This is a genomic window from Halomicrobium katesii DSM 19301, from assembly GCF_000379085.1.
GTDB lineage: Archaea > Halobacteriota > Halobacteria > Halobacteriales > Haloarculaceae > Halomicrobium > Halomicrobium katesii.
In genome coordinates, this window is sequence record NZ_KB905379.1 from 210,492 (window position 1) to 228,970 (window position 18,479).

Annotated in this window: 22 protein-coding genes and 1 other RNA gene; 12 read left to right on the forward strand and 11 right to left on the reverse strand. The window is 65.8% G+C overall.

Annotation, left to right across the window (positions count from 1 at the left end):
• The first annotated feature begins 2 nt into the window (after nucleotides 1-2).
• Both HALKA_RS0116500 and ffs read left to right on the forward strand, forming a co-directional pair.
• Nucleotides 3-416, forward strand: a complete 414-nt coding sequence (locus HALKA_RS0116500) for a DUF7548 family protein (RefSeq protein ID WP_018259043.1) — start codon at nucleotides 3-5, stop codon at nucleotides 414-416.
• Nucleotides 417-489: 73 nt separating this feature from the next.
• An RNA gene (ffs, locus tag HALKA_RS20545) (signal recognition particle sRNA) lies at nucleotides 490-800 on the forward strand.
• Nucleotides 801-874: 74 nt separating this feature from the next.
• On the opposite strand, the gene HALKA_RS0116505 is transcribed toward ffs, so the two are convergent.
• The 4 genes from HALKA_RS0116505 to HALKA_RS0116520 all read right to left on the reverse strand — a co-directional run bounded on the left by HALKA_RS0116505 (nucleotide 875) and on the right by HALKA_RS0116520 (nucleotide 2,800).
• Nucleotides 875-1,195, reverse strand: coding sequence for a DUF5783 family protein (locus HALKA_RS0116505; RefSeq protein WP_018259044.1), 321 nt, complete (start codon nucleotides 1,193-1,195; stop codon nucleotides 875-877).
• An 84-nt stretch (nucleotides 1,196-1,279) separates the two neighbouring features.
• Nucleotides 1,280-2,191, reverse strand: coding sequence for a mechanosensitive ion channel family protein (locus HALKA_RS0116510; protein WP_018259045.1), 912 nt, complete (start codon nucleotides 2,189-2,191; stop codon nucleotides 1,280-1,282).
• Entirely contained in the window at nucleotides 2,188-2,436 is a 249-nt protein-coding gene (locus HALKA_RS0116515; protein ID WP_018259046.1) for a YhbY family RNA-binding protein, read from the reverse strand. The genes HALKA_RS0116510 and HALKA_RS0116515 overlap by 4 nt, the downstream gene beginning before the upstream one ends.
• 73 nt (nucleotides 2,437-2,509) lie before the next feature.
• Nucleotides 2,510-2,800: a ribonuclease P protein component 4 gene (locus HALKA_RS0116520; RefSeq protein ID WP_018259047.1), complete on the reverse strand. Its 291-nt coding sequence runs from the start codon at nucleotides 2,798-2,800 to the stop codon at nucleotides 2,510-2,512.
• Between the two features lie 83 nt (nucleotides 2,801-2,883).
• On the opposite strand from HALKA_RS0116520, the gene HALKA_RS0116525 reads away from it, so the two are divergent.
• From HALKA_RS0116525 to HALKA_RS0116535, 3 genes are read left to right on the forward strand one after another with little or no spacing between them, the layout of a single operon-like run.
• Nucleotides 2,884-3,963, forward strand: coding sequence for a glycosyltransferase family 4 protein (locus HALKA_RS0116525; protein ID WP_018259048.1), 1,080 nt, complete (start codon nucleotides 2,884-2,886; stop codon nucleotides 3,961-3,963).
• A 35-nt stretch (nucleotides 3,964-3,998) separates the two neighbouring features.
• On the forward strand, nucleotides 3,999-5,102 hold the full coding sequence (locus tag HALKA_RS0116530; RefSeq protein WP_018259049.1) for a glycosyltransferase: 1,104 nt from the start codon (nucleotides 3,999-4,001) through the stop codon (nucleotides 5,100-5,102).
• Nucleotides 5,103-5,161: 59 nt separating this feature from the next.
• On the forward strand, nucleotides 5,162-5,992 hold the full coding sequence (locus HALKA_RS0116535; RefSeq protein WP_018259050.1) for a PIG-L deacetylase family protein: 831 nt from the start codon (nucleotides 5,162-5,164) through the stop codon (nucleotides 5,990-5,992).
• Between the two features lie 122 nt (nucleotides 5,993-6,114).
• Here the strand turns inward: HALKA_RS0116535 and HALKA_RS0116540 are convergent, their stop codons facing one another.
• From HALKA_RS0116540 to gatC, 3 genes are all read right to left on the reverse strand, one after another.
• Entirely contained in the window at nucleotides 6,115-7,335 is a 1,221-nt protein-coding gene (locus HALKA_RS0116540) for a M48 family metalloprotease (protein WP_018259051.1), read from the reverse strand.
• A gap of 121 nt (nucleotides 7,336-7,456) precedes the next feature.
• Nucleotides 7,457-8,737, reverse strand: a complete 1,281-nt coding sequence (gene gatA, locus HALKA_RS0116545; RefSeq protein ID WP_018259052.1) for an Asp-tRNA(Asn)/Glu-tRNA(Gln) amidotransferase subunit GatA — start codon at nucleotides 8,735-8,737, stop codon at nucleotides 7,457-7,459.
• A gap of 1 nt (nucleotide 8,738) precedes the next feature.
• Nucleotides 8,739-9,017, reverse strand: a complete 279-nt coding sequence (gene gatC / locus HALKA_RS0116550; protein ID WP_015762947.1) for an Asp-tRNA(Asn)/Glu-tRNA(Gln) amidotransferase subunit GatC — start codon at nucleotides 9,015-9,017, stop codon at nucleotides 8,739-8,741.
• Between the two features lie 232 nt (nucleotides 9,018-9,249).
• On the opposite strand from gatC, the gene HALKA_RS0116555 reads away from it, so the two are divergent.
• The 3 genes from HALKA_RS0116555 (at nucleotide 9,250) to HALKA_RS20550 (ending at nucleotide 11,677) form a co-directional block, all read left to right on the forward strand.
• Nucleotides 9,250-10,218, forward strand: coding sequence for a transcription initiation factor IIB (locus HALKA_RS0116555; RefSeq protein ID WP_018259053.1), 969 nt, complete (start codon nucleotides 9,250-9,252; stop codon nucleotides 10,216-10,218).
• A 39-nt stretch (nucleotides 10,219-10,257) separates the two neighbouring features.
• Nucleotides 10,258-10,758 (forward strand): NUDIX hydrolase, encoded by a 501-nt coding sequence (locus HALKA_RS0116560; protein ID WP_018259054.1) that lies wholly within the window; start codon nucleotides 10,258-10,260, stop codon nucleotides 10,756-10,758.
• A gap of 35 nt (nucleotides 10,759-10,793) precedes the next feature.
• Nucleotides 10,794-11,677, forward strand: a protein-coding gene (locus tag HALKA_RS20550; protein ID WP_155119447.1) for an IS1595 family transposase whose coding sequence is annotated in 2 segments (ribosomal slippage) — nucleotides 10,794-11,256 and nucleotides 11,256-11,677 — 885 coding nt in all. Because the reading frame shifts where the segments join, the coding sequence is not laid out codon by codon here.
• Nucleotides 11,678-12,380: 703 nt separating this feature from the next.
• On the opposite strand, the gene pyrF is transcribed toward HALKA_RS20550, so the two are convergent.
• Nucleotides 12,381-13,202 (reverse strand): orotidine-5'-phosphate decarboxylase, encoded by an 822-nt coding sequence (gene pyrF, locus HALKA_RS0116575; protein WP_026190389.1) that lies wholly within the window; start codon nucleotides 13,200-13,202, stop codon nucleotides 12,381-12,383.
• Between the two features lie 160 nt (nucleotides 13,203-13,362).
• On the opposite strand from pyrF, the gene HALKA_RS0116580 reads away from it, so the two are divergent.
• Complete coding sequence (locus tag HALKA_RS0116580) at nucleotides 13,363-13,845, forward strand: hypothetical protein (RefSeq protein WP_018259057.1); 483 nt, start codon at nucleotides 13,363-13,365, stop codon at nucleotides 13,843-13,845.
• An 8-nt stretch (nucleotides 13,846-13,853) separates the two neighbouring features.
• On the opposite strand, the gene HALKA_RS0116585 is transcribed toward HALKA_RS0116580, so the two are convergent.
• Nucleotides 13,854-14,213 (reverse strand): DUF7993 family protein, encoded by a 360-nt coding sequence (locus tag HALKA_RS0116585; RefSeq protein WP_018259058.1) that lies wholly within the window; start codon nucleotides 14,211-14,213, stop codon nucleotides 13,854-13,856.
• The gene (locus tag HALKA_RS0116590; RefSeq protein ID WP_015762754.1) at nucleotides 14,213-14,653 is read right to left on the reverse strand and encodes a DUF2240 family protein; all 441 of its coding nucleotides are present in this window, start codon (nucleotides 14,651-14,653) and stop codon (nucleotides 14,213-14,215) included. Before HALKA_RS0116590 ends, HALKA_RS0116585 begins: the two co-directional genes overlap by 1 nt.
• 94 nt (nucleotides 14,654-14,747) lie before the next feature.
• Between HALKA_RS0116590 and HALKA_RS0116595 the strand changes: the two genes are divergently transcribed.
• Nucleotides 14,748-15,119 carry a 30S ribosomal protein S8e gene (locus HALKA_RS0116595; RefSeq protein ID WP_018259059.1) on the forward strand — a complete coding sequence of 124 codons (372 nt, stop codon included), beginning with the start codon at nucleotides 14,748-14,750 and terminating at the stop codon, nucleotides 15,117-15,119.
• 77 nt (nucleotides 15,120-15,196) lie between these two features.
• Here the strand turns inward: HALKA_RS0116595 and HALKA_RS0116600 are convergent, their stop codons facing one another.
• Nucleotides 15,197-16,195 (reverse strand): phosphate uptake regulator PhoU, encoded by a 999-nt coding sequence (locus HALKA_RS0116600; protein WP_018259060.1) that lies wholly within the window; start codon nucleotides 16,193-16,195, stop codon nucleotides 15,197-15,199.
• Nucleotides 16,196-16,496: 301 nt separating this feature from the next.
• Between HALKA_RS0116600 and HALKA_RS0116605 the strand changes: the two genes are divergently transcribed.
• Together HALKA_RS0116605 and pstC are read left to right on the forward strand one after the other, a co-directional pair.
• Complete coding sequence (locus tag HALKA_RS0116605) at nucleotides 16,497-17,495, forward strand: PstS family phosphate ABC transporter substrate-binding protein (RefSeq protein WP_026190390.1); 999 nt, start codon at nucleotides 16,497-16,499, stop codon at nucleotides 17,493-17,495.
• Between the two features lie 51 nt (nucleotides 17,496-17,546).
• Nucleotides 17,547-18,479 (forward strand): phosphate ABC transporter permease subunit PstC, encoded by a 933-nt coding sequence (gene pstC / locus HALKA_RS0116610; protein WP_018259062.1) that lies wholly within the window; start codon nucleotides 17,547-17,549, stop codon nucleotides 18,477-18,479.

Below are 18,479 nucleotides of genomic sequence, written 5' to 3' on the forward strand. Positions count from 1 at the left end.
GTATGGAGCAGTTGCGGCTCGCACCGACCGTCGGCATCGTCGCATCGCTGGCCGTCCTCGCGGTCCTCGCGGCACCGTACGCGGTCGTCGAGCAGAGCAGCGCCGTGGGCGCGTACTTCGCCGCCGGGGCGATCAGTCCGCTCGTCGTCGGCCTCTTCGCGAGCGTGGCGATCATCGTCTTCGCCGCGGGGCGACAGGGCCGGTCGCCACCCGATCTGGTCGCCGGGGCGACGCTGGTCCTGGGCCTGTTCATGACGGTCCTGGCCGCGGTCTGGGCCAGTACGGTCCCCCAGAGCATGGTGACACAGCTCACGACGGCAGACGTGCTGGGGTATCACCGCGGGGCGCTCGTGGTCACCGCGCTCTGTGTGCCCGCCGCCGCAGCGTGGTACGCACGCGCCCAGCGGCTCATCTAGCCGGCCGCGTGGCGACGACCACCACGCCGTCCCGTCTTTCCGAAAGGTCCTTAAGTTGTGGCGGCGGATCTTCGAGTGGACTAGGTCGAGGGGTTAGGCCCCCCTCCTCGCCCGCACTACGGTCTTGAGCGGGGACCGAACTCGGGGGCGTCCGGTCTGCCGGACGCAGGCCCCGTGAGCTAACGTCGAAGCCTCGTCCAACGGGGACAGCGGTCCACACGGCTGCGCCTGCAGGGGCGTTCGCCTGTGGTTAGACGAGGGCACTCCGCCAGGCACGGAAGTGAGCAGCGGACCCTCGTACACCTGTCGCTCGTCGGATCGCGGGGTGGAGGAGGCAAACGGGACTACCTGCGCCCGAACGCCGGGCAATCTCGCTGTCCATCCCATTCATACGCCGCCATCTCGTCCACAGCGGGTGCGCCGCGCGCACCACTTGCACGAAAGAGTCGTCGGTGACCTTACTCGTCGAACTCGAAGAGCCGGCGCAGTTCGTCCTCGATGCGGTCGGTGAACTCGTCGAGGACGGCATCGAAGGTATCTTCGTCGCCGGGTAGTGGTCGTGCCGTCTCTTTCGCGTCGTCGGGCAGAGTGACGCGGAACGTTCCGTCACCGTCGTATACCGGTTCGCTCTCACTGAGCACCTGTCGGTCGATCGTTCGGAGGACTGCGGAGTCGACCTGCCCGTGGAGTTGCTGGTACGCGTTCGAGTACGCCGTTTCGAGCTCCTCGAAGTAGTGCTCGTACTTCCGTTCGAACTTCTCTGGATCGAATGCTGTCACTGTGTGTTCGTCGGGAAGCTGACGGTAAAACGTTCGTCACTGCGACGACGAGAGATCGCGAAGACGAGCGGACGGAAACGGTGGTCAGGCGTCGTCGGCGGTCGGTTCCACGAGGCCGTCGACGTTGGCCAGTTCGAGACCACCGCCGATAGTGCGGTTCGGGTAGGGGATGTCGATGCCCGCCTCGTCGAAGCGTTGCTTGACGGCTTTGACGTACTCGCCGCGGATCTTGACGAAGTCGGCCCGCGATGGGTTCGCGATCCAGATGCGAGACTGGAGTCCCACGGAGGAGTCGCCCAGTTCGATCAGACGCACCGACGGTTCGGGGTCGGCGAGGATGCCCTCGTGCTCGTCGGCTTCGTCGAGGATGATCTCAGTTGCGCTGTCGATGTCGTCGTCGTAGCCGATGCCGAAGACGAACTTCAGGCGGAGTTGCTCCTTGGCGACGGGGTTCTTGATGACGCCGTCGGTCAGCTGAGAGTTGGGCACCGTCAGCAGCTCGTTGTCGAAGGTCCGGACACGGGTGACACGCAACGAGATGTCTTCGACAACGCCAGCGTGACCGTCCCACTCGATCCAGTCGCCGATGCGGAACGGTTTGTCGGTGAAAATGAAGATGCCGGCGACGAAGTTCGAGAGCACGTCCTGCATCGCGAAGCCGATCGCCAGCGTCGCGGCGGCGGCGATCGTCGCCAGTGACTGGAGGAAGCTGCCGAACTGTGCGGCCCCGAACGCCACCGAGATCCCGACGAAGACGACGGCGATACTGACGATCTTCTTCAGCGGCTTGCGGGCGTGCGCGTCGAGGTCCCGGGCTTTGAGCGCGCGGTTGACCACCGGGAGGATCACGGCGCGGCCGAACAGGTAGATCGCCAGGAAGACGGCGACGAACGTCAGTGCCTGACCGATCGAGTCGGCGTAGGGAACCCCGAAGTCGGCGAGAATCTGGGCCAGTGGCGTCGGGTCGTTGTCGACGGCCGGCGTCCCCTGCGTCATCGTTCGAACACGGCGGTGTGACCTCTCGTCTGGACAACAGTCCCACCGGCGAGGTCGGCGAGCGTCTCGGCTTCGTCTTCGGTCGTCGTCCCGCCCAGCGCAGACCGGAGGAACTTCACTTTCACGAGGTCGCGGTCGTCGAGCTGGTTCGAGAGTTCGTCGGCGACCGGATCGATACCCTGCTTGCCGACACGGAGCGTGGCGTCGAGTTCGTGAATCCGCTGTCGGCGGTCCTTGTCACTCATACTGTTTCGATTTTACTGTTGGGGACTTAAACACTTGGCCAACAGGCGGAACGGGAACGCAGGCAGTCGGTCGTCACTCGTAGGGATAGCGCGCCTGAGTCCCACAGTCGCAGGTGACGACGACGTGGCCGTCCCGAAGGCGGACCCGCGCGTTGACGCTCGGACGGAGGTAGGCGTCGCAGGCGTCACAGGTGAAACGCTTGAACCGCCGCGGGAGTCCGAGACGGTTGCGCTCGGCGACGCGGCGAGCGCGGCGGACGTACTCCCGAGCGCGCTCGTCGTTGCCGTCGCCGGCCGCCTCGCGAGCGAGGTCGTGGAGTCGTCGAATCCGCTCGCGAGCGATCTCGGACCCACCGGGCGTCATCGACCACAACTCCGCCGACACGACGGGAATACGTTTCGCATCGGACCGACAGTCTTTTGTCGGATACTGGAGGACAGATCCCTGTGCGCACGCTGAACTACCTGGAGGTCGCGGGCTGGCTGGACCGCAGCGGGATCGGTACGTCGGTCGAACACCAGCGAGCGGCGCTCGCCGACAGAGACGTCGAGGTCGTCACCTCGCCGTGGGAGGGCGGTCATCCGGTCGACGCCGTCCGGTCGAAGCTCACCGGCGGGCGCGCGTTCACCGACGTGGACCTCGTCCACTGCAACATGATCGGCCCGGGAACGGCCGCGACCATCAAGCACGCCCAGCGGACCGACACGCCGGTGATCTGCCACGCACACGTCACTCGCGAGGACTTCCGAGACAGTTTCCGCGGGGCCAACGTCGTCGCCCCGGCCCTGGGGAGGTACCTCAAGTGGTTCTACTCGCAGGCCGACCTCGTGCTGTGTCCCAGCGAGTACACGAGAGGGGTGTTGCAGTCGTATCCGATCGACGCGCCGATCCGGCCGATCACGAACGGGATCGACCTCGACCGGCTGACGGGGTACGAGGAGTTCCGCGAGGAGTTCCGCGAGCGCTACGGCATCGAGGGGATGGGGATCTTCGCCGTCGGCAACGTCTTCGAGCGCAAGGGGCTCTCTACCTTCTGTCGGGTCGCCCGGCGGACCGACTACGACTTCACCTGGTTTGGCACCTACGAGACCGGACCGAGCGCCTCGGCGACGGTCCGTGAGTGGACCGGTGATCCGCCGGACAACGTCACGTTCTCGGGGTGGGTCGACGACATCCGCGGGGCCTACGGGGCCGGCGACGTGTTCATGTTCCCCGCGAAGGTCGAGAACCAGGGCATCGTCGTGCTCGAAGCGATGGCCTGCGGGAAAGCCTGTGTGATTTCGGACATCCCCGCCTTCTCGGAGTACTACGAGGACGGCCACGACTGCCTGATCTGCTCGTCCGAGCGGGAGTTCGTCGACGCGCTCGAACAGCTGGAAGCGAATCCCGATCTCCGGGAACGGCTGGGCAAGAACGCGAAAGCGACCGCTCGCGAACACGGACTCGACCGGGTCGGCGAACAGCTGACGGACATCTACGAACGGGTCCTCGACGGGGACGTGCCAGAGGCTGTCGGCGAGAGATAGCAACGGTTTAAGGCGTGGTCGATCAAACGTCGCCGATGGCACTGCCGCGCGTGGCTGCGTTCACCGACACATACCTCCCGACGGTCAACGGCGTCACCTACACTGTCAAGACCTGGCGAGAGCAGTGGAGCCGCCGCGACAGCGAGATGGACGTGATCTATCCCCGGAGCGAACACCAGGCGACGGCCGGCGAACACCCGGTGTCGAGCCTCCCGTTCCCGTTCTACGAGGGCTTTCGCGTCGCGGCACCGCAGATCCCGACGGCCGTCGAGGCGGCCGACGTGGTCCACGCACACACCCCGTTCAGTCTCGGGCTGGCCGCAAAGCGGTTCGCCCGGAGCAACGACGCGCCGCTGGTGGCGTCTTACCACACGCCGACCGGCGAGTACGCCGAGTACGTCTCCCTCAACGGCACCATCGAGCGACTGATTCGCAACTGCGCGACCCGCTACGAGCGGTGGTTCCTGAACGGTGCCGACGTGGTCATCACGCCCAGCGAACGGACCGCTCGACACCTCCGGGAGACCGTCGGCGTCTCGACGCCGGTGAAAGTGCTCGCGAACGGCGTCGACACCGAGTTCTTCGCGCCGAGCGAGACGGCGGCCTTTCGCGAGCGCCACGACCTCCCAGACGGCCCGCTGGTGGGATACACCGGTCGGCACGGCTACGAGAAGTGCCTCGACGACATCGTCGCCGCCGCGGAGGGACTGGACGTGACGCTGGTCTTCGGCGGCGACGGACCCGCTCGCGAGAACCTCGAAGCGACGGCCGAGGCGGCGAGCGTCGACGCCCACTTCCTGGGGTTCCTCGACCGAGCGGAGCTTCCCGAGCTGTACGCCGCACTCGACGTGTTCGCGTTCCCCAGCCCGGTCGAGACCCAGGGACTGGTCGCACTGGAGGCAAACGCCTGTGGCACGCCGGTCGTCGGGGTCGACAGCGGCGCGCTGAGTGGCACGATCGACGACGGCGTCACCGGCTACAAGTACCCCGAGGGCGACACCGACGCCTTCCGCGACGGGATCGAGCGGGCGCTCGACGAGTCCGAACGACTCCGAAAGCGCTGCCTGGACCGCCGCGCGGAGACGAGCGTCGAACACTCCGTGGAACGACTGGCGGATATCTACGAACAGGTCAGCTGACAGGTTCTCTCGCCGGAAAATATCCAAAACGTTTCGTTCACTCCCGACGAGACACGGGTATGAGCGAGACACAGCACCTGCTCGTGATCGGTGCGCATCCGGACGACTGCTCGATCAAGGCCGGCGGTATCGCGGCAAAGTACGCGGCGGCGGGCCACGACGTGACCTTCCTCTCCGTCACCGACGGGAGTGCCGGCCACCACGAGATGAACCGCAAGAAGCTCGCCGCGCGACGCAAGCGCGAAACCGAGGCCGTCGCGGAGACGCTGGGCATCGACTACGACGTGTTCGACATCGCCGACGGCTTGCTCGAACCGACGCTCGCCAACCGCAAGAAGCTCATCCGCTACATCCGCCGAGTCGACCCCGATCTGGTGCTCGGACCGCGACCCAACGACTACCACCCCGACCACCGCTACACCGCACAGCTGGTGCGCGACGCCGCGTACTCCCTGATCGTTCCCAACATCGTCCCCGACACCCAGCCCATGGAGTCGAACCCCGTCATCGGCTACGTCGCCGACCACTTCCAGAAGCCCGAACCCTTCGAGCCCGACGTGGTCCTCGACGTGAGCGACGTCGAAGAGCGGAAAATCGACGCGATGGACTGCCACGTCTCCCAGATGTACGAGTGGCTCCCCTACACCTTCGGCGAGCTGGAGAACGTCCCCGAGGGCGCTGACGCCCGCCGCGAGTGGCTCACCGAGGAGGGCGTCGACCACCTCGCCGCCAACACCGAGATCAACGTCGCCGACCGCTTCCGTGCCGAGCTGAAAGACCGCTACGGCGAAGACGCCGGTGCCGCCGTCGACCACGCCGAGGCCGTCGAGATCTCCGAGTACGGTGCGCCGCTGACCGAGGACGCCGCCGAGCGCCTCTTTTTCTTCTAAACCACCGTTTTCCCGCTCGGGTCAGCGGACTGGGCGACCGAGTGGTCCGAAGGACCCGGACGGTCGCCCGGATGCTAACCGCATGGCAGTGGTCAGTACAGACGATCCCCCGCACGGTCCCGCTATCGGCGGCCCGTGCGCTCCCGCTCTCGGAGCGCGGCGACCCGTGATTCGATCGGCGGGTGCGAGGAGGGGAGCACGCGAGCGGCCACCGAGCGCCACCGCCGCCGCGTCCGGGCGATGGCGTCGTCGCCGTCGATTCCGTCCCCGTCGTCGATCGCGTCGGGCAACACGCACAGTTCGCGAACGCCGGTCTGGGCGGTCCGCAGGTCCTCGGACGGACGCAGATCTTCGAGCGTCTCCAGTGCGCCGACGAGGGCGGCCGGCGACCCTCTGATCGCGGCCGCCCCGGCGTCGGCGTGAAACTCGCGCACTCGGGAGAGCGATCGGTAACAGGCCGTGCTCGCGAGCCACAGCGCCGAGGAGAGCGCGAGGACGATCGGCGAGAGCGCGACCATCGCGACGTGGAGCTGGCCGAACGCGACGGTGTCACTGTCCTCGGGCTGCTCGACGCCGGGGAGGTACCCGAGTCCGGACCGGCGGAGGAACTCGATCGTCCCTCCGTTGACGCGGGCCGTGACCGTCGGTAGGAAGCCAGCGGCCGTCATCACGAACGCGTCGCCGTGCTTGAGGTGGGCGAGCTCGTGAGCCAGGACGGCGTCGAGTTCCTCGTCGTCGAGCGTGCGAAGCAGCCCCGTCGTGACGACGAGGATCTGCTCGCCGGGCCGGCCGGCGACGTAGCTGTTCGGCGTCTCGCTGTCGACGACCCGCACGTCCGGAATCGGTGTGTCCGAGAGCTGTGCCAGCCCGGTGAGTCGGACCGCGACGCGCTCGCGGTACTCGCCGTAGTCGAACGTCGGCACGACGCGTGGATCGCGTTCGTCCTCATCGTCCGCAGAGACCGCGTGCGAGCGGTCGGCCAGCAGGCCGCCGAAAGGCTGTCCGGGTTCGACCGGATCGGCGACCGGCGCGAAGAGGTCCCGGAACGTCTGTCGCTGGCCAGGGACGGTGTTGGCGCTCATCCGGTAGCCAAACACCGACTGTCCCGCCAGCGTCGCCGCGGTCCCGACGGCGACGACCAGCGGCGACGGGAGCGTCCGGAACTGCAACGCGTCGACCACCAGCCCGGCGGACTCGTAGGTGATGGCCCACGAGAACAGGCCGGCCGCCAGATGACCCAGCCAGTAGACGGCGACGACGAAGACCGCGTCGAAGGCGACCAGCAGCGCGACCAGCGCGGCCAGCCGGAACCGCGTACCGAGGGAGTTGGGGGAGGGCATCATTTACGGATTCGTCCCAGCACAGTGAAAAAGTATCGGTGAGCGTGGCAGACGGGGGAGCGCCGCTGTGAATGCGCGTCTCGGAGCGGCCGCCGTCCACTCAGGCCAGCGCGCTGCCGTCCACTCAGGCCAGCGCGCTACCGGCCCGAATCAGCTGTTTCTCGCCGAAGGCGGGACCCACCAGTTGCAGGCCGACCGGGAGTCCGTCGTCGGTCTCGCCGGCAGGCACGGAGATCGCCGGGAGATTCGCCAGGTTGACCGGCGTCGTGTTGGCGTCGGCCAGGTACATCGTCAGTGGATCGTCGAGGCTCTCGCCCATCTCCATCGGCGGGATCGGCATCGTCGGCGATGCCAGCACGTCGGCCTCGTCGAGTGCCGAATCGAAGTCCTGCTTGACCCACGCGCGGGCGTCCTGGGCCTTCTTGTAGTACTTGTCGTGGTAGCCCGCCGAGAGCGCGTACGTCCCGAGCAGGACCCGTCGCTTGACTTCCTCGCCGAAGCCGTCCTCGCGTGCGTTGGCGAAGCTCTCGTTCCAGTTGCCCTCGTAGCCGCCGCTCTGGCCGTAGCGGACGCCGTCGAAGCGCGCGAGGTTCGACGACGCCTCGGACATCGCGATGACGTAGTAGGCCTCGACTGCGTGTTCGACGCTCGGAAGGTCGACCTCGTGGTAGCTCGCACCCCGTGTTTCGAGTTCGTCGATCGCGTCCCAGAAGGTCTCGACGACCGCCTCGTCCGCTCCGTCGACGAGTTCCGTCGGCACGCCGATCGAGAGCCCGTCGACGTCGCCGTCGGCGGCGTCGGCGAGGCCCTCGGTCGCGCCCTCGTGATCTCGCGTCGTCGCGTCGTGCTCGTCGGGACCGGCGATCACTTCGAGCAGCTCCGCGGCCTCCTCGACGGTCGGCGCGATCGGGCCGATCTGTTCGAGGCTGTTGGCGTAGGCGACGAGCCCGTACCGGGAGACCAGCCCGTACGTGGGCTTGATGCCGACGACGCCACAGAACGCGGCGGGACAGCGGATCGAACCGCCGGTGTCGGTCCCCAGGGCCATGTCGGCGTCGCCCGCCGCGACGACGGCGGCGGAGCCACCCGAGGAGCCTCCGGGGACGTGGCCCGGAGCGGCGGGGTTCTCGACCGGCCCGTAGGCCGAGGTCTCGGTCGTCGTCCCCATCCCGAACTCGTCCATGTTGGTCTTGCCGGGGACGGTCGCGCCGGCCGCCGTGAGCCGTTCGACGACCGTCGCGTCGTAGGGCGGGACGTACCCCGCAAGCATCGACGAGCCACAGGTGGTCTGGACGCCTTTCGTCGAGATGTTGTCCTTGACTGCGACCGTCTGCCCGGCCAGTGGCCCCTCGTCCGCGCCCTCGATCGTCTCGTCGCTGATGTAGGCGTTGTACTCCGTCGCCATCTTACGACACCTTCGGCCCCTTGAAGTGGCCGGCCTCGCTGTCCGGCGCGTTTTCGAGCGCCTCGTCCTGGCTGAGCCCCTCGTGGGTCTCGTCCGGACGCATGACGTTGGTCAGTTCGGCCTCCCGCTCGACTTCGGGGACCTCGTCCAGCGTCTCGAAGTACGAGAGGATGTCCGCGAACTGTTCGGTGAACCGTTCGACCTCGTCGTCGTCGAGGTCGACACGGGCGAGATCCGCGACGTGACGGACCTCGTCTGGATCGACGACGGATTCGCTCATACATCCCCGGAGCGGTGGCCCGGCGGTAAGGGTTTCGATACCCTGGGAACGGCCGCTCGGAACGGAGTTCGACGGCCGCTCGGCGGGGGACCGATATCACACCAGCAAAGCTTGTTTTGTGGTTCAGGAAATCTGAATTCGCCGATAGCCAAAACTTTTAAGTCGACGCGACAACAACAGTGTAATCGCTAGAAGGTTTCTCGGGTCGCTGACCCGGCTGTCACTCCAACCAATGACCGACACCACCATCCGACGATTTACGGACGAGACCGAGCACACAGAGGAGACCGAGGACGAGTCAGAGCACGTCTGTCCAGAGTGTGGGGGCGATCTGGTCGCCGACAGCGAACGCGGCGAGACCGTCTGTGAAGAGTGTGGACTGGTCGTCGAGGAAGACGAGATCGACCCCGGTCCCGAGTGGCGCGCGTTCGACGCCAGCGAGAAAGACGAGAAGTCCCGCGTCGGCGCGCCGACGACCAACATGATGCACGACAAGGGGCTGTCGACCAACATCGGCTGGCAGGACAAGGACGCATACGGTAACTCCCTGTCCTCGCGCCAGCGCGAGAAGATGCAGCGCCTGCGTACCTGGAACGAGCGGTTCCGGACACGCGACTCCAAGGAGCGCAACCTCAAGCAGGCGCTTGGCGAGATCGACCGGATGGCCTCGGCGCTGGGCCTGCCCGAGAACGTCCGCGAGACCGCCAGCGTCATCTATCGCCGCGCGCTCGACGAGGACCTCCTGCCGGGCCGCTCCATCGAGGGCGTCGCCACCTCGTCGCTGTACGCCGCCGCACGTCAGGCCGGCACGCCGCGCTCGCTCGACGAGATCAGCGCCGTCTCTCGCGTCGAGAAAGACGAGATCGCCCGGACCTATCGCTACGTCGTCCGCGAGCTCGGCCTGGAGATCCAGCCGGCGGATCCCGAGAGCTACGTGCCGCGTTTCGCCTCCGATCTCGACCTCTCGGACGAGGTCGAGCGACGGGCTCGCCAGCTGCTCCAGAACGCCAAACAGCAGGGCGTCCACTCCGGCAAGTCCCCGGTCGGCCTCGCGGCGGCCGGCGTGTACGCCGCCTCGCTGCTGACAAACGAGAAGGTCACCCAGAGCGAGGTCAGCGAAGTCGCGAACATCTCCGAAGTGACGATCCGCAACCGCTACCACGAACTGCTGGAAGCCGAAGAGGAAGTCCAGCAGCTCTGAATCGTAATCTCTTGGTGCCATCGCGTCTCGACTGACGGTATGGAAACGACCCGGCATTTCGTTGCGACCGTCTACGTCGTCGAGAACGGAGCCGTCGCGCTACACGAACACGACAAGCTCGAGATGTGGCTCCCGCCGGGGGGCCACATCGACCGCGACGAACTCCCACACGAGGCGGCGCTACGTGAGATCCGCGAGGAGCTGGGCTTCGACGTGGACCTGCTCGCACCCGAGGGCGATCTGGAGAGCGAGACGGCCCGATCGATTCCCGAGCCACAGCACTTCCTGCTCGAAGACATCAACGTCAGTGCCGAAGGCGTCGGCCACCAGCACGTCGACTTCATCTTCTACGGCGAGGCCCCCCACCGCGATATCCAGCCCGGTCCGGGCGAACAGCCGGTCGAGGACTGGGAGTGGCTCACTGCGGCCGAGTTGCGAAACCGCGACGACCTCCCGACAGACGTGGCCGAGGTCGGCCAGCGAGCGATCGACGCCGTCGAGAGCGAACTAAAACAATACGCTCATCTCGATAGATCGTAACATCAATTCTGCTGGCGACTCAGTAGCAGCCAACGATGGACGAGCAGTCAGCTCAAGTGTTCCTTCCACCGCGTGAGCGATGCTTCGAGCGTCTCCGTCTCGCCCGGTTCGGCGAGACGGTGACGTGTGTTCACTGCGAGAGTGACGCGGTTGTCGACCGAGGAACGACCGGTAAGGACGCTCAGCAGTACTGGTGCAAATCCTGCGAAACCTACTTCAACGACCTCACAAAGACGATCTTCGGCCAGCATCGCTTCGNTCTCGAAGAGATGTTCTATATCGTCAAGGAGATGCGATCTGAGCCGACCGCTCAGATCGCTCGTGACCTTGATCGAGACTACGAGGCTGTTCTCAACTACGTTCACAAAGTGCAGGAAGTGAGTGATAATATCGACGAATTCGACCTCTACGACGTGTGCGAAGCTGACGAGGTCTACGTCACGGCTGGTGAGAAGGGACTCGAAGATGAGGATGGGAGTCCGCGCGAGCGCGGACTCTCAAAAAGGGGCGCGGAACCTTCGAATCAGACAAACCGCCAGTGTTGACACTCGTCCGTCGGAGCGACGGACGAGTGCGATTTCTCGTCTGTAAGGATCTGCAAGAGGCCGACGAGGACATCTCTGAGTACGGCGACGGAAGCGTCATCCTCTGTACCGACGGCTACACGATCTATGAGGATATCGAGGAGACGGAGGGGGTGGACGGCCATCTGGCCGTCACCCACTCCGACACCTACGTCATCGGTGACGCCCACACAAATACCTGCGAGAACCGCCACAGCTTCCTTCGCCAGTGGCTGGCGAAGTTCAGAGGCATCTCGAAGCATCATCTCCAAAAATACCTCGGATTTCTCGCACTGAAACTCAACTCACCGGACGACTGGTTCAAGAAACTGCTGTGTTACAATGTATCGGGATGAGCGTTGTTCTTTTTGTTGGTGACCAGCGAGGATCCGATCAAGAGCAGTACATTGAGTTGAGGAGCGTATTCGAAGTTCTTCGACTGCACGCCACCGGGAGATTCGCTCCGTCCTCACAGCGTTCGGCCGGACGCCGTGCGGTCGACCGGGCAAGCAGCGACAATATCCGTATGTGACGGAACGTCGTCGTTGCGGATCCGTGAGTGGTTGGAGGGCCACACGGGACGACAGCGGGGCGGTCGGTGCCGGCGGGACCGTGGTGGTGGGAGAGGGCGGAGAGGGTGGTGGGTCCGGACGGAGAGGGGCTGTGGACCCACGGACAGAGGGGGTGAGTCCGGCCGGGCCGACGGACGGTTGCGGGTGAGGGGCGGGGGCGACCGACGAGCGCGGTACGGTGGGTGGGTTTGGAGGGATGGGGATGTCAGCGGGGACCTCGTCGGTTGGGACGGGCGAGCGTGGGATCGGTCGGGAGCGAGTCTGTCGTCGTGCGGCACTCGAAGCAAAGCGCCACGTCATTGTATAAACCGGCCCACGACTTCAGACCCGGAATGATGGCCGAAGTATTTATATACCTGAATCGTGCGGAAAGCCGTAGACCGGACGTTCCGACAGCCCTCCGTATCATACGGATTATTGTAGCGATTTACCGGTGATCGTCTACTCCGTGGCAACGATCACCGGTAAGCAACTACAATAAATCGTATCAGTCCCGGTGTTCGTTCAGTCGCTCTTTGAGCCGGCGGGCCGCCTGCTCGGCAGCGCCGAAGTACGCGTCTTCGTCGGTGCCCACACCGCGGCCCGCGTCTTCGCCGGCGAAGATGATCCCGCGAGAGGAGTTGACGAGGCCGACGCCGTCGGCCAGGCCGTGCTCGACGGCCGCCTCGGCGTCGCCGCCCTGCGCGCCGACACCGGGGACGAGGAAGGGAAGGTCGGGGACCACTTCGCGAATCGCCGCGAGTTCGTCGGGGTTGGTCGCGCCGACGACGAGGCCGACGTTGCCCCGCTCGTTCCAGGCCTCGGCCAGCGTCGCCACCCGCTCGTACAGCGGCCCGCCCGACGCCAGCTCGAGGTCCTGTAGGTCCGCCCCGCCGGAGTTCGACGTTCGACAGAGGACGAAGACGCCGCCGTCCTCGCGCTGGAGGAACGGGGCCAGCGAGTCACCGCCCATGTAGGGGTTGACCGTGATCGCGTCGGCCAGATCGAGTGCCGTGGCGTACTGGCGGGCGGTGTTCCCGATGTCGCCTCGTTTGGCGTCCAGCAACACCGGCACGTCCTTGCCGTGGGCGTAGGCGATCGTCTCTTCGAGCGCGCGCCACCCGTCCACGTCCTCGTAGAAGGCGGCGTTGGGCTTGTAGCAGGCCGCGTGTTCGTGGGTCGCGTCGATGACGCGGCGGTTGAACGCCCAGCGGGGCAGCTCCGCGTCGGCGACACAGTCCGGCAGTCGGTCGGGGTCCGGGTCGAGACCCACCGAGACGACGCTGTCTGCGACCGCGATTCGCTGGCCGAGTCGATCGAAAAATCCCATGACCGATCTGGCGTCGGCGACCGACACAAGCGTTTCCTTCCGTGTCGGACCCCCGACCGTCGGCCCGGTTTTCATCGGTCGATCGCCGACGGGGTGGCGTGTTATGATTTTTGATACGGGGACCGGGGTCTATAAATCGCTGGCTTCCGTCGGCTCAGCTATGGACCGCTCGCTCGACATCGAGCACGTCGCCCGGGAGCTTCCGGACCTCGACGCCGTGCTCGATGACACCCGTCTCCGCCCGATCGGCCTCGTCGGCGGTTTCGCGCTCGTGTTGATCGGGGCCCTGCTCGGACTCCCGCTGGCAAACACCTTCTGGACCTCCGTCGTCTCCGGCGTGCTCGTGTTCGTCGGGATCCCGCTGTTCTCCGTCGGACTGGCGGCCCCAGAGCCGGACGACGGCTGGGAGATTTTCACCCTCGGTGTCGACCTCACCCGTGAACAGCGCCGCATCGTCGGCATCGGATCGCTGCTGGTGGTCTTCTCGCCGATCACCGTGGCCCTGCTGGGGCCGATACTGGGCTTTGCCACGGCCGTCTGGCTCGCGGCCGCGGCGCTCGCGGTGCTTGGCTCCGTGCTCATCCTCACCGGGTTCATCGCCTGGACTTCCAGAAAGCTCGTCGAATCGCCGGTCTCGCGGTAGCTCCGGGCCTACAGGGCAGTGATCGCGACGAGCGCGTCGACGGCACCTTTGACCGCACCACCGTGCTCGATCCGGACCACGACGCCCTCGTCTCCGCGCTCGACATCGATCCCGTCTGCCGACTCGAACGCCTCGGGCAGCGAGCCGTCGACGGACAGGGTCGCACCGTCGGGAAAGACCGTCACGGTCCCGATCCGGTCGCCGTCGATCGCGACGCCGTAGGCCGTAGTTCCGTCCGCCGTCGGCTCGACCTCCGGCGTGGCATCGACGACGTCGATCCGGTTCAGCGGCGGCGTTTCCAGTCCCGTCAGCTCCGACGCGAGCAGCTGTGCGACGCGTTTGCCGTCGGTGATTCGATCCTCGACCATCACAGATCACCTCGTGCGCGCTCGGCGAATTCGGCCACGTCGATCCCCCGTCGGCGGGCGTAGACGACGGCGGCAGCCTCCAGGGTGACGCCCAGCTCGTCCTGGAGTCGGTTGATCGCCGCGACCGCCGACTGTTTGTCCTCGCCGTGCTGGACGACGGCCGCGAGGACGCGCTCGAACGTCGACCGCTCGCGGAGGATCGACTCGTCGGGGGCGAACCCGTCCGGCAGCGAGACCTCGGAGGGATCGAAGGCGACGACGAGGTCGTCACCGTCGCGCTCGACGAGCCCCTCGCTGGCGGCCACGTCGACGAGACGCTTGGCCTGATCTGGCGAGAACCAGTCGCGATCCAGCGACAGCGCGACGACGAACTCGCTCTCTCCGAGTCGGTCGCTCCCGTCTCTGGCGAACGGTGCGGCGACGGCGCGGCGGAGACTCATCGCCGAGACGTGTGGCTGGGCGGCGTATCAGGGTGTCGGTCGCTGGCGGCTCGTCATCGAACGCTTCAAGTAGCCGCTGGGCTATCCCTACCGTATGAAAGATCAGGGACGCTCCACACGCAAGCGGACCGGCGGTCGCGTTCGTCCGTCGCGCAACAAGCGAAAGTACGAACTGGGCAACGAGTCCACCGAGACGACTGTCGGCGACCAGAAGCTCAAGACCGTCGACGCCCGCGGTAACACCGAGAAGTTCCGCGCCGTCACCACCGACGTCGCCAGCGTCGCAGACGGCGGCGAGGTCGTCGAGGCCACGATCGAGGATGTCGTCGAGAACGCCTCCGACCCGAACTACGCTCGCCGAAACATCGTCACCAAGGGTGCGATCGTCGAGACCAGCGAGGGCCGGGCCCGCGTCACCTCCCGTCCCGGTCAGGACGGTCAGGTCAACGCGGTCCTGATCGAGTAATACGGATTATTGTAGCGATTTACCGGTGATCGTCGCCACGGGGTAGACGATCACCGGCGCATTCCGACAACCGTTCATCAGGGACGCGGTGCGGCCTTCTGGAGTGCGCTCTCGGCGATGTTCCCGCCGTAGTCGGCGGTCCGGGACAGCGAGTCGACGACCAGCCCGAGCACCTGGGCGCTCTGGGGGTCGGCCTCTCGGACCTGCTCGTCGACCTCGCGGGCCATCGCGTCGACGTCCTCGATGGTGCCACGGGCCTGGTTGGCCTGCTCGACCGCCGCTTCGGAGTCGTCGGCCAGCAGCGCCTCCATCGCGGTCTCGGGCACGGTCGCGGCCTCCTCGCGGAGCGTCCGGAGCTTCTCGCCGGTCTCGCCGCTGATGGCGTCGATCTCGCGGGACAGCTCGGCGATCTTCGTCGCGTGGTCGGCGATGCGCTCCAGCTGGCGGGCGCTGGACTGGTAGTCGAAGACGGTCTCTCGGGGGAACCCGATCTCGGTCGCCGCCGTCGGGTTCCGCAGCACCGTCCGGAACACGCGCGAGACCATGTACCAGAGACGGTCCACGTCCTCGTCGCGGTGGATCACGTCGGCCGCGAGGTCGTCGTCGTCCTCGACGAGGGCGTCGATGGCGTCTGCAAGCATCGTCAGCGAGACCAGCTGCATCCGCGTGATGGCGTTGTGGACCGACAGCTCCGAGGAGTCCAGCAGGTCCTGCAGGACGACTCGATCGGAGGTCTCTTCGATCACTTCCAGCCCCACGAGCCCCTGGACGGCGTCGCGGACCACGCGGCGCTGTTTCGGCGAAATTCGGGGCGTCTCCAGAGTGATGACGTCGAAGCCGCTCACGTACATCGTCATCACCGCGCGGGTGAGCTCGTGGTCCTCGTCGAGACCGCTGATGTCGAGCGTCCCCTCGACGCGCCCGTTCTCGCGCCGGGGCGAGAGCAGGAGGAGGTCCTCTTCGGCGTGAAACTCCACGACGCTCCCGGCACTCACGTCGTTCTCTGTCGCCCATTCTTTGGGAAGCGAGACGGTGTACGTCGATCCACCCGTCACCTGCACCTTTCGCGTCTCCATAGGTGCCCTCACAGCCAGAGCAACATAAATCCACATGGAACTATATAGCGACAACAATACGAGATGTGTCGAGGGTAACAAACAATTTCTCGACCGAAAGCGATCGATTAGGAGCCCGCTCGGGAGTGATATCGGGCCCTCGACGAATCCCGAGAAGCCATCTGTGTGGCTGTCTCGGGATGGTTTCGGCCGATTCGGATATCACTGTTGATCTATACCAAACGTACTTCTATATAGACTACGTATAGTTTGGTACCCTTCATAGTAGAGTACTTATTCACCCCTGAGTACGCTTCAGACGATGACACGGGACCCCAACAGGGACGTTTCGCGTCGGAAATTTCTCGCCGGTGGGTTGGCCGGGGTGACGGCGCTGTCGGGTTGTGTCCAGAACACGCGTCGGGACGCGTGGGGCGGCGGTTCCGGCGACGACGGTGGTGGCGGCGACGGTCTCTCCGGGCAGGTCATCGTGAAAGGGAGCAGCACTGTCTTTCCGATCTCTGACACGATGGCCGAGGAGTTCATGGAGGACCACGGGAACGTCAACGTCACCGTCGACCCGACCGGGAGCGGTGGCGGCTTCGAAAACTGGTTCTGTGCCGGCGACTCCGACCTCAACGGCTCGTCACGGCCGATCACGGACGCCGAGGTCGACCAGTGTGCGACCAACGACGTGGAACCGATCGAGTTCCAGGTGGCGGGCGACGCGCTGACGGCGGCCGTCAACAACGACGCCGAGTGGGTCGAGTGCATGAGCTTCGAGGAGTTGCGACAGATCTGGAGCGACAACGACGTGACCCGCTGGTCGGACGTACGCGAGGACTGGCCCGACCGGAAACTCGAACTCTACGGTCCGGCGTCGACCTCCGGGACCTTCGACTGGTTCAACGAGCACGTCGTCGGCGAGGAGATTGAGCACACGACCGACTACCAGCCGACCGAAGAAGACGAGACGATCGTTCGGGGGATCCGGGACAACGAGGGCGGCATGGGATACTTCGGCTACGCGTACTACAGTTCGAACTCGGAGGCCGTCAAGGCGATCGACATCAAGGTCGAGGTAGACGAGGAGTGTACGCCGCCGACCCTCCCGAACGCCAAGGACGGCTCCTACCCGATGGCGCGGCCGCTCTTTCTCTACGTCGCCGAGTCGGCGCTCCAGCGCGAGGAAGTGTACGAGTACGTCCGGTACTACCTCGAACAGGCCGAAACCGACGTGGTTCAGGACATCGGCTACGTCCCGTCCAGCGCCGAGCAACGCGACGAGAACCTCGCCAAGCTCGAAGAGGTCGCCGGATAGAACAGTGCTGTATCAGGACACACACATGGAGTACACACGGGGGCGAACGCGATGAGCACCGAGACGCCCGAACCGGATATCACGTCCAGACCACGCGGGCGTGCGGCGCGCGAACGGATGTACCAGTACCTCCTGTTGCTGTGTGCGGCGCTGTCGATTCTCGTGACGATCAGCATCGTCGCGTTGCTCGCGCGGGACGCGATCACCTTCTTCACGCTCGTGAACCCGCTCGACTTCTTCGGCGGGACGGAGTTTCTCCTCAGTCGCGACGTCTACGGGCTGCTCCCGCTGTTGAGTGGCACCCTGCTGGTGACGGTAATCGCCGCGCTGATCGCACTGCCGACCGGCGTCGCGGCGGCGGTGTATCTCAGCGAGTACGCCAGCGACCGGATGCGCTCGGTGCTCAAGCCCGGTCTGGAAGTCCTCGCGGGGATTCCGACCGTCGTCTACGGGATCTTCGCGCTCGTCTACGTGACGCCGTTCCTGCGGACGATCGGCCTGCCGGTCAACACCTTCAACATCCTCAGCCCGTCGATCATGGTCGGGATCATGATCGTCCCGATGGTGTCCAGCCTGAGCGAAGACGCCATGAGCGCCGTCCCGGACTCGCTGCGGCGGGCCGGCTACGGAATGGGTGCGACGAAGTTCGAGGTGACTACCGGCGTGGTCTTGCCCGCGGCGGCGTCGGGGATCTTCTCCTCGTTCATCCTCGCGCTGTCGCGAGCCATCGGCGAGACGATGATCGTCGTGGTCGCGGCCGGCAGTCAGCCCCGGATGCTGAACCTCGCGGAGCCGCTCCAGAACCTCTGGCAGGGGTTCCAGCCGATGACGGCCGCAATGGTTCAGATCAACAGCGCCGACAGCGTCAGTCAGCTCGGTTTCAGCAGCATGTTCGCGATCGGGCTGACGCTGTTTGCGATCACGTTCCTGCTGAACCTCGTGAGCAACCGAATCGCGGCCCGATACCGGGAGGAGTACGAATGA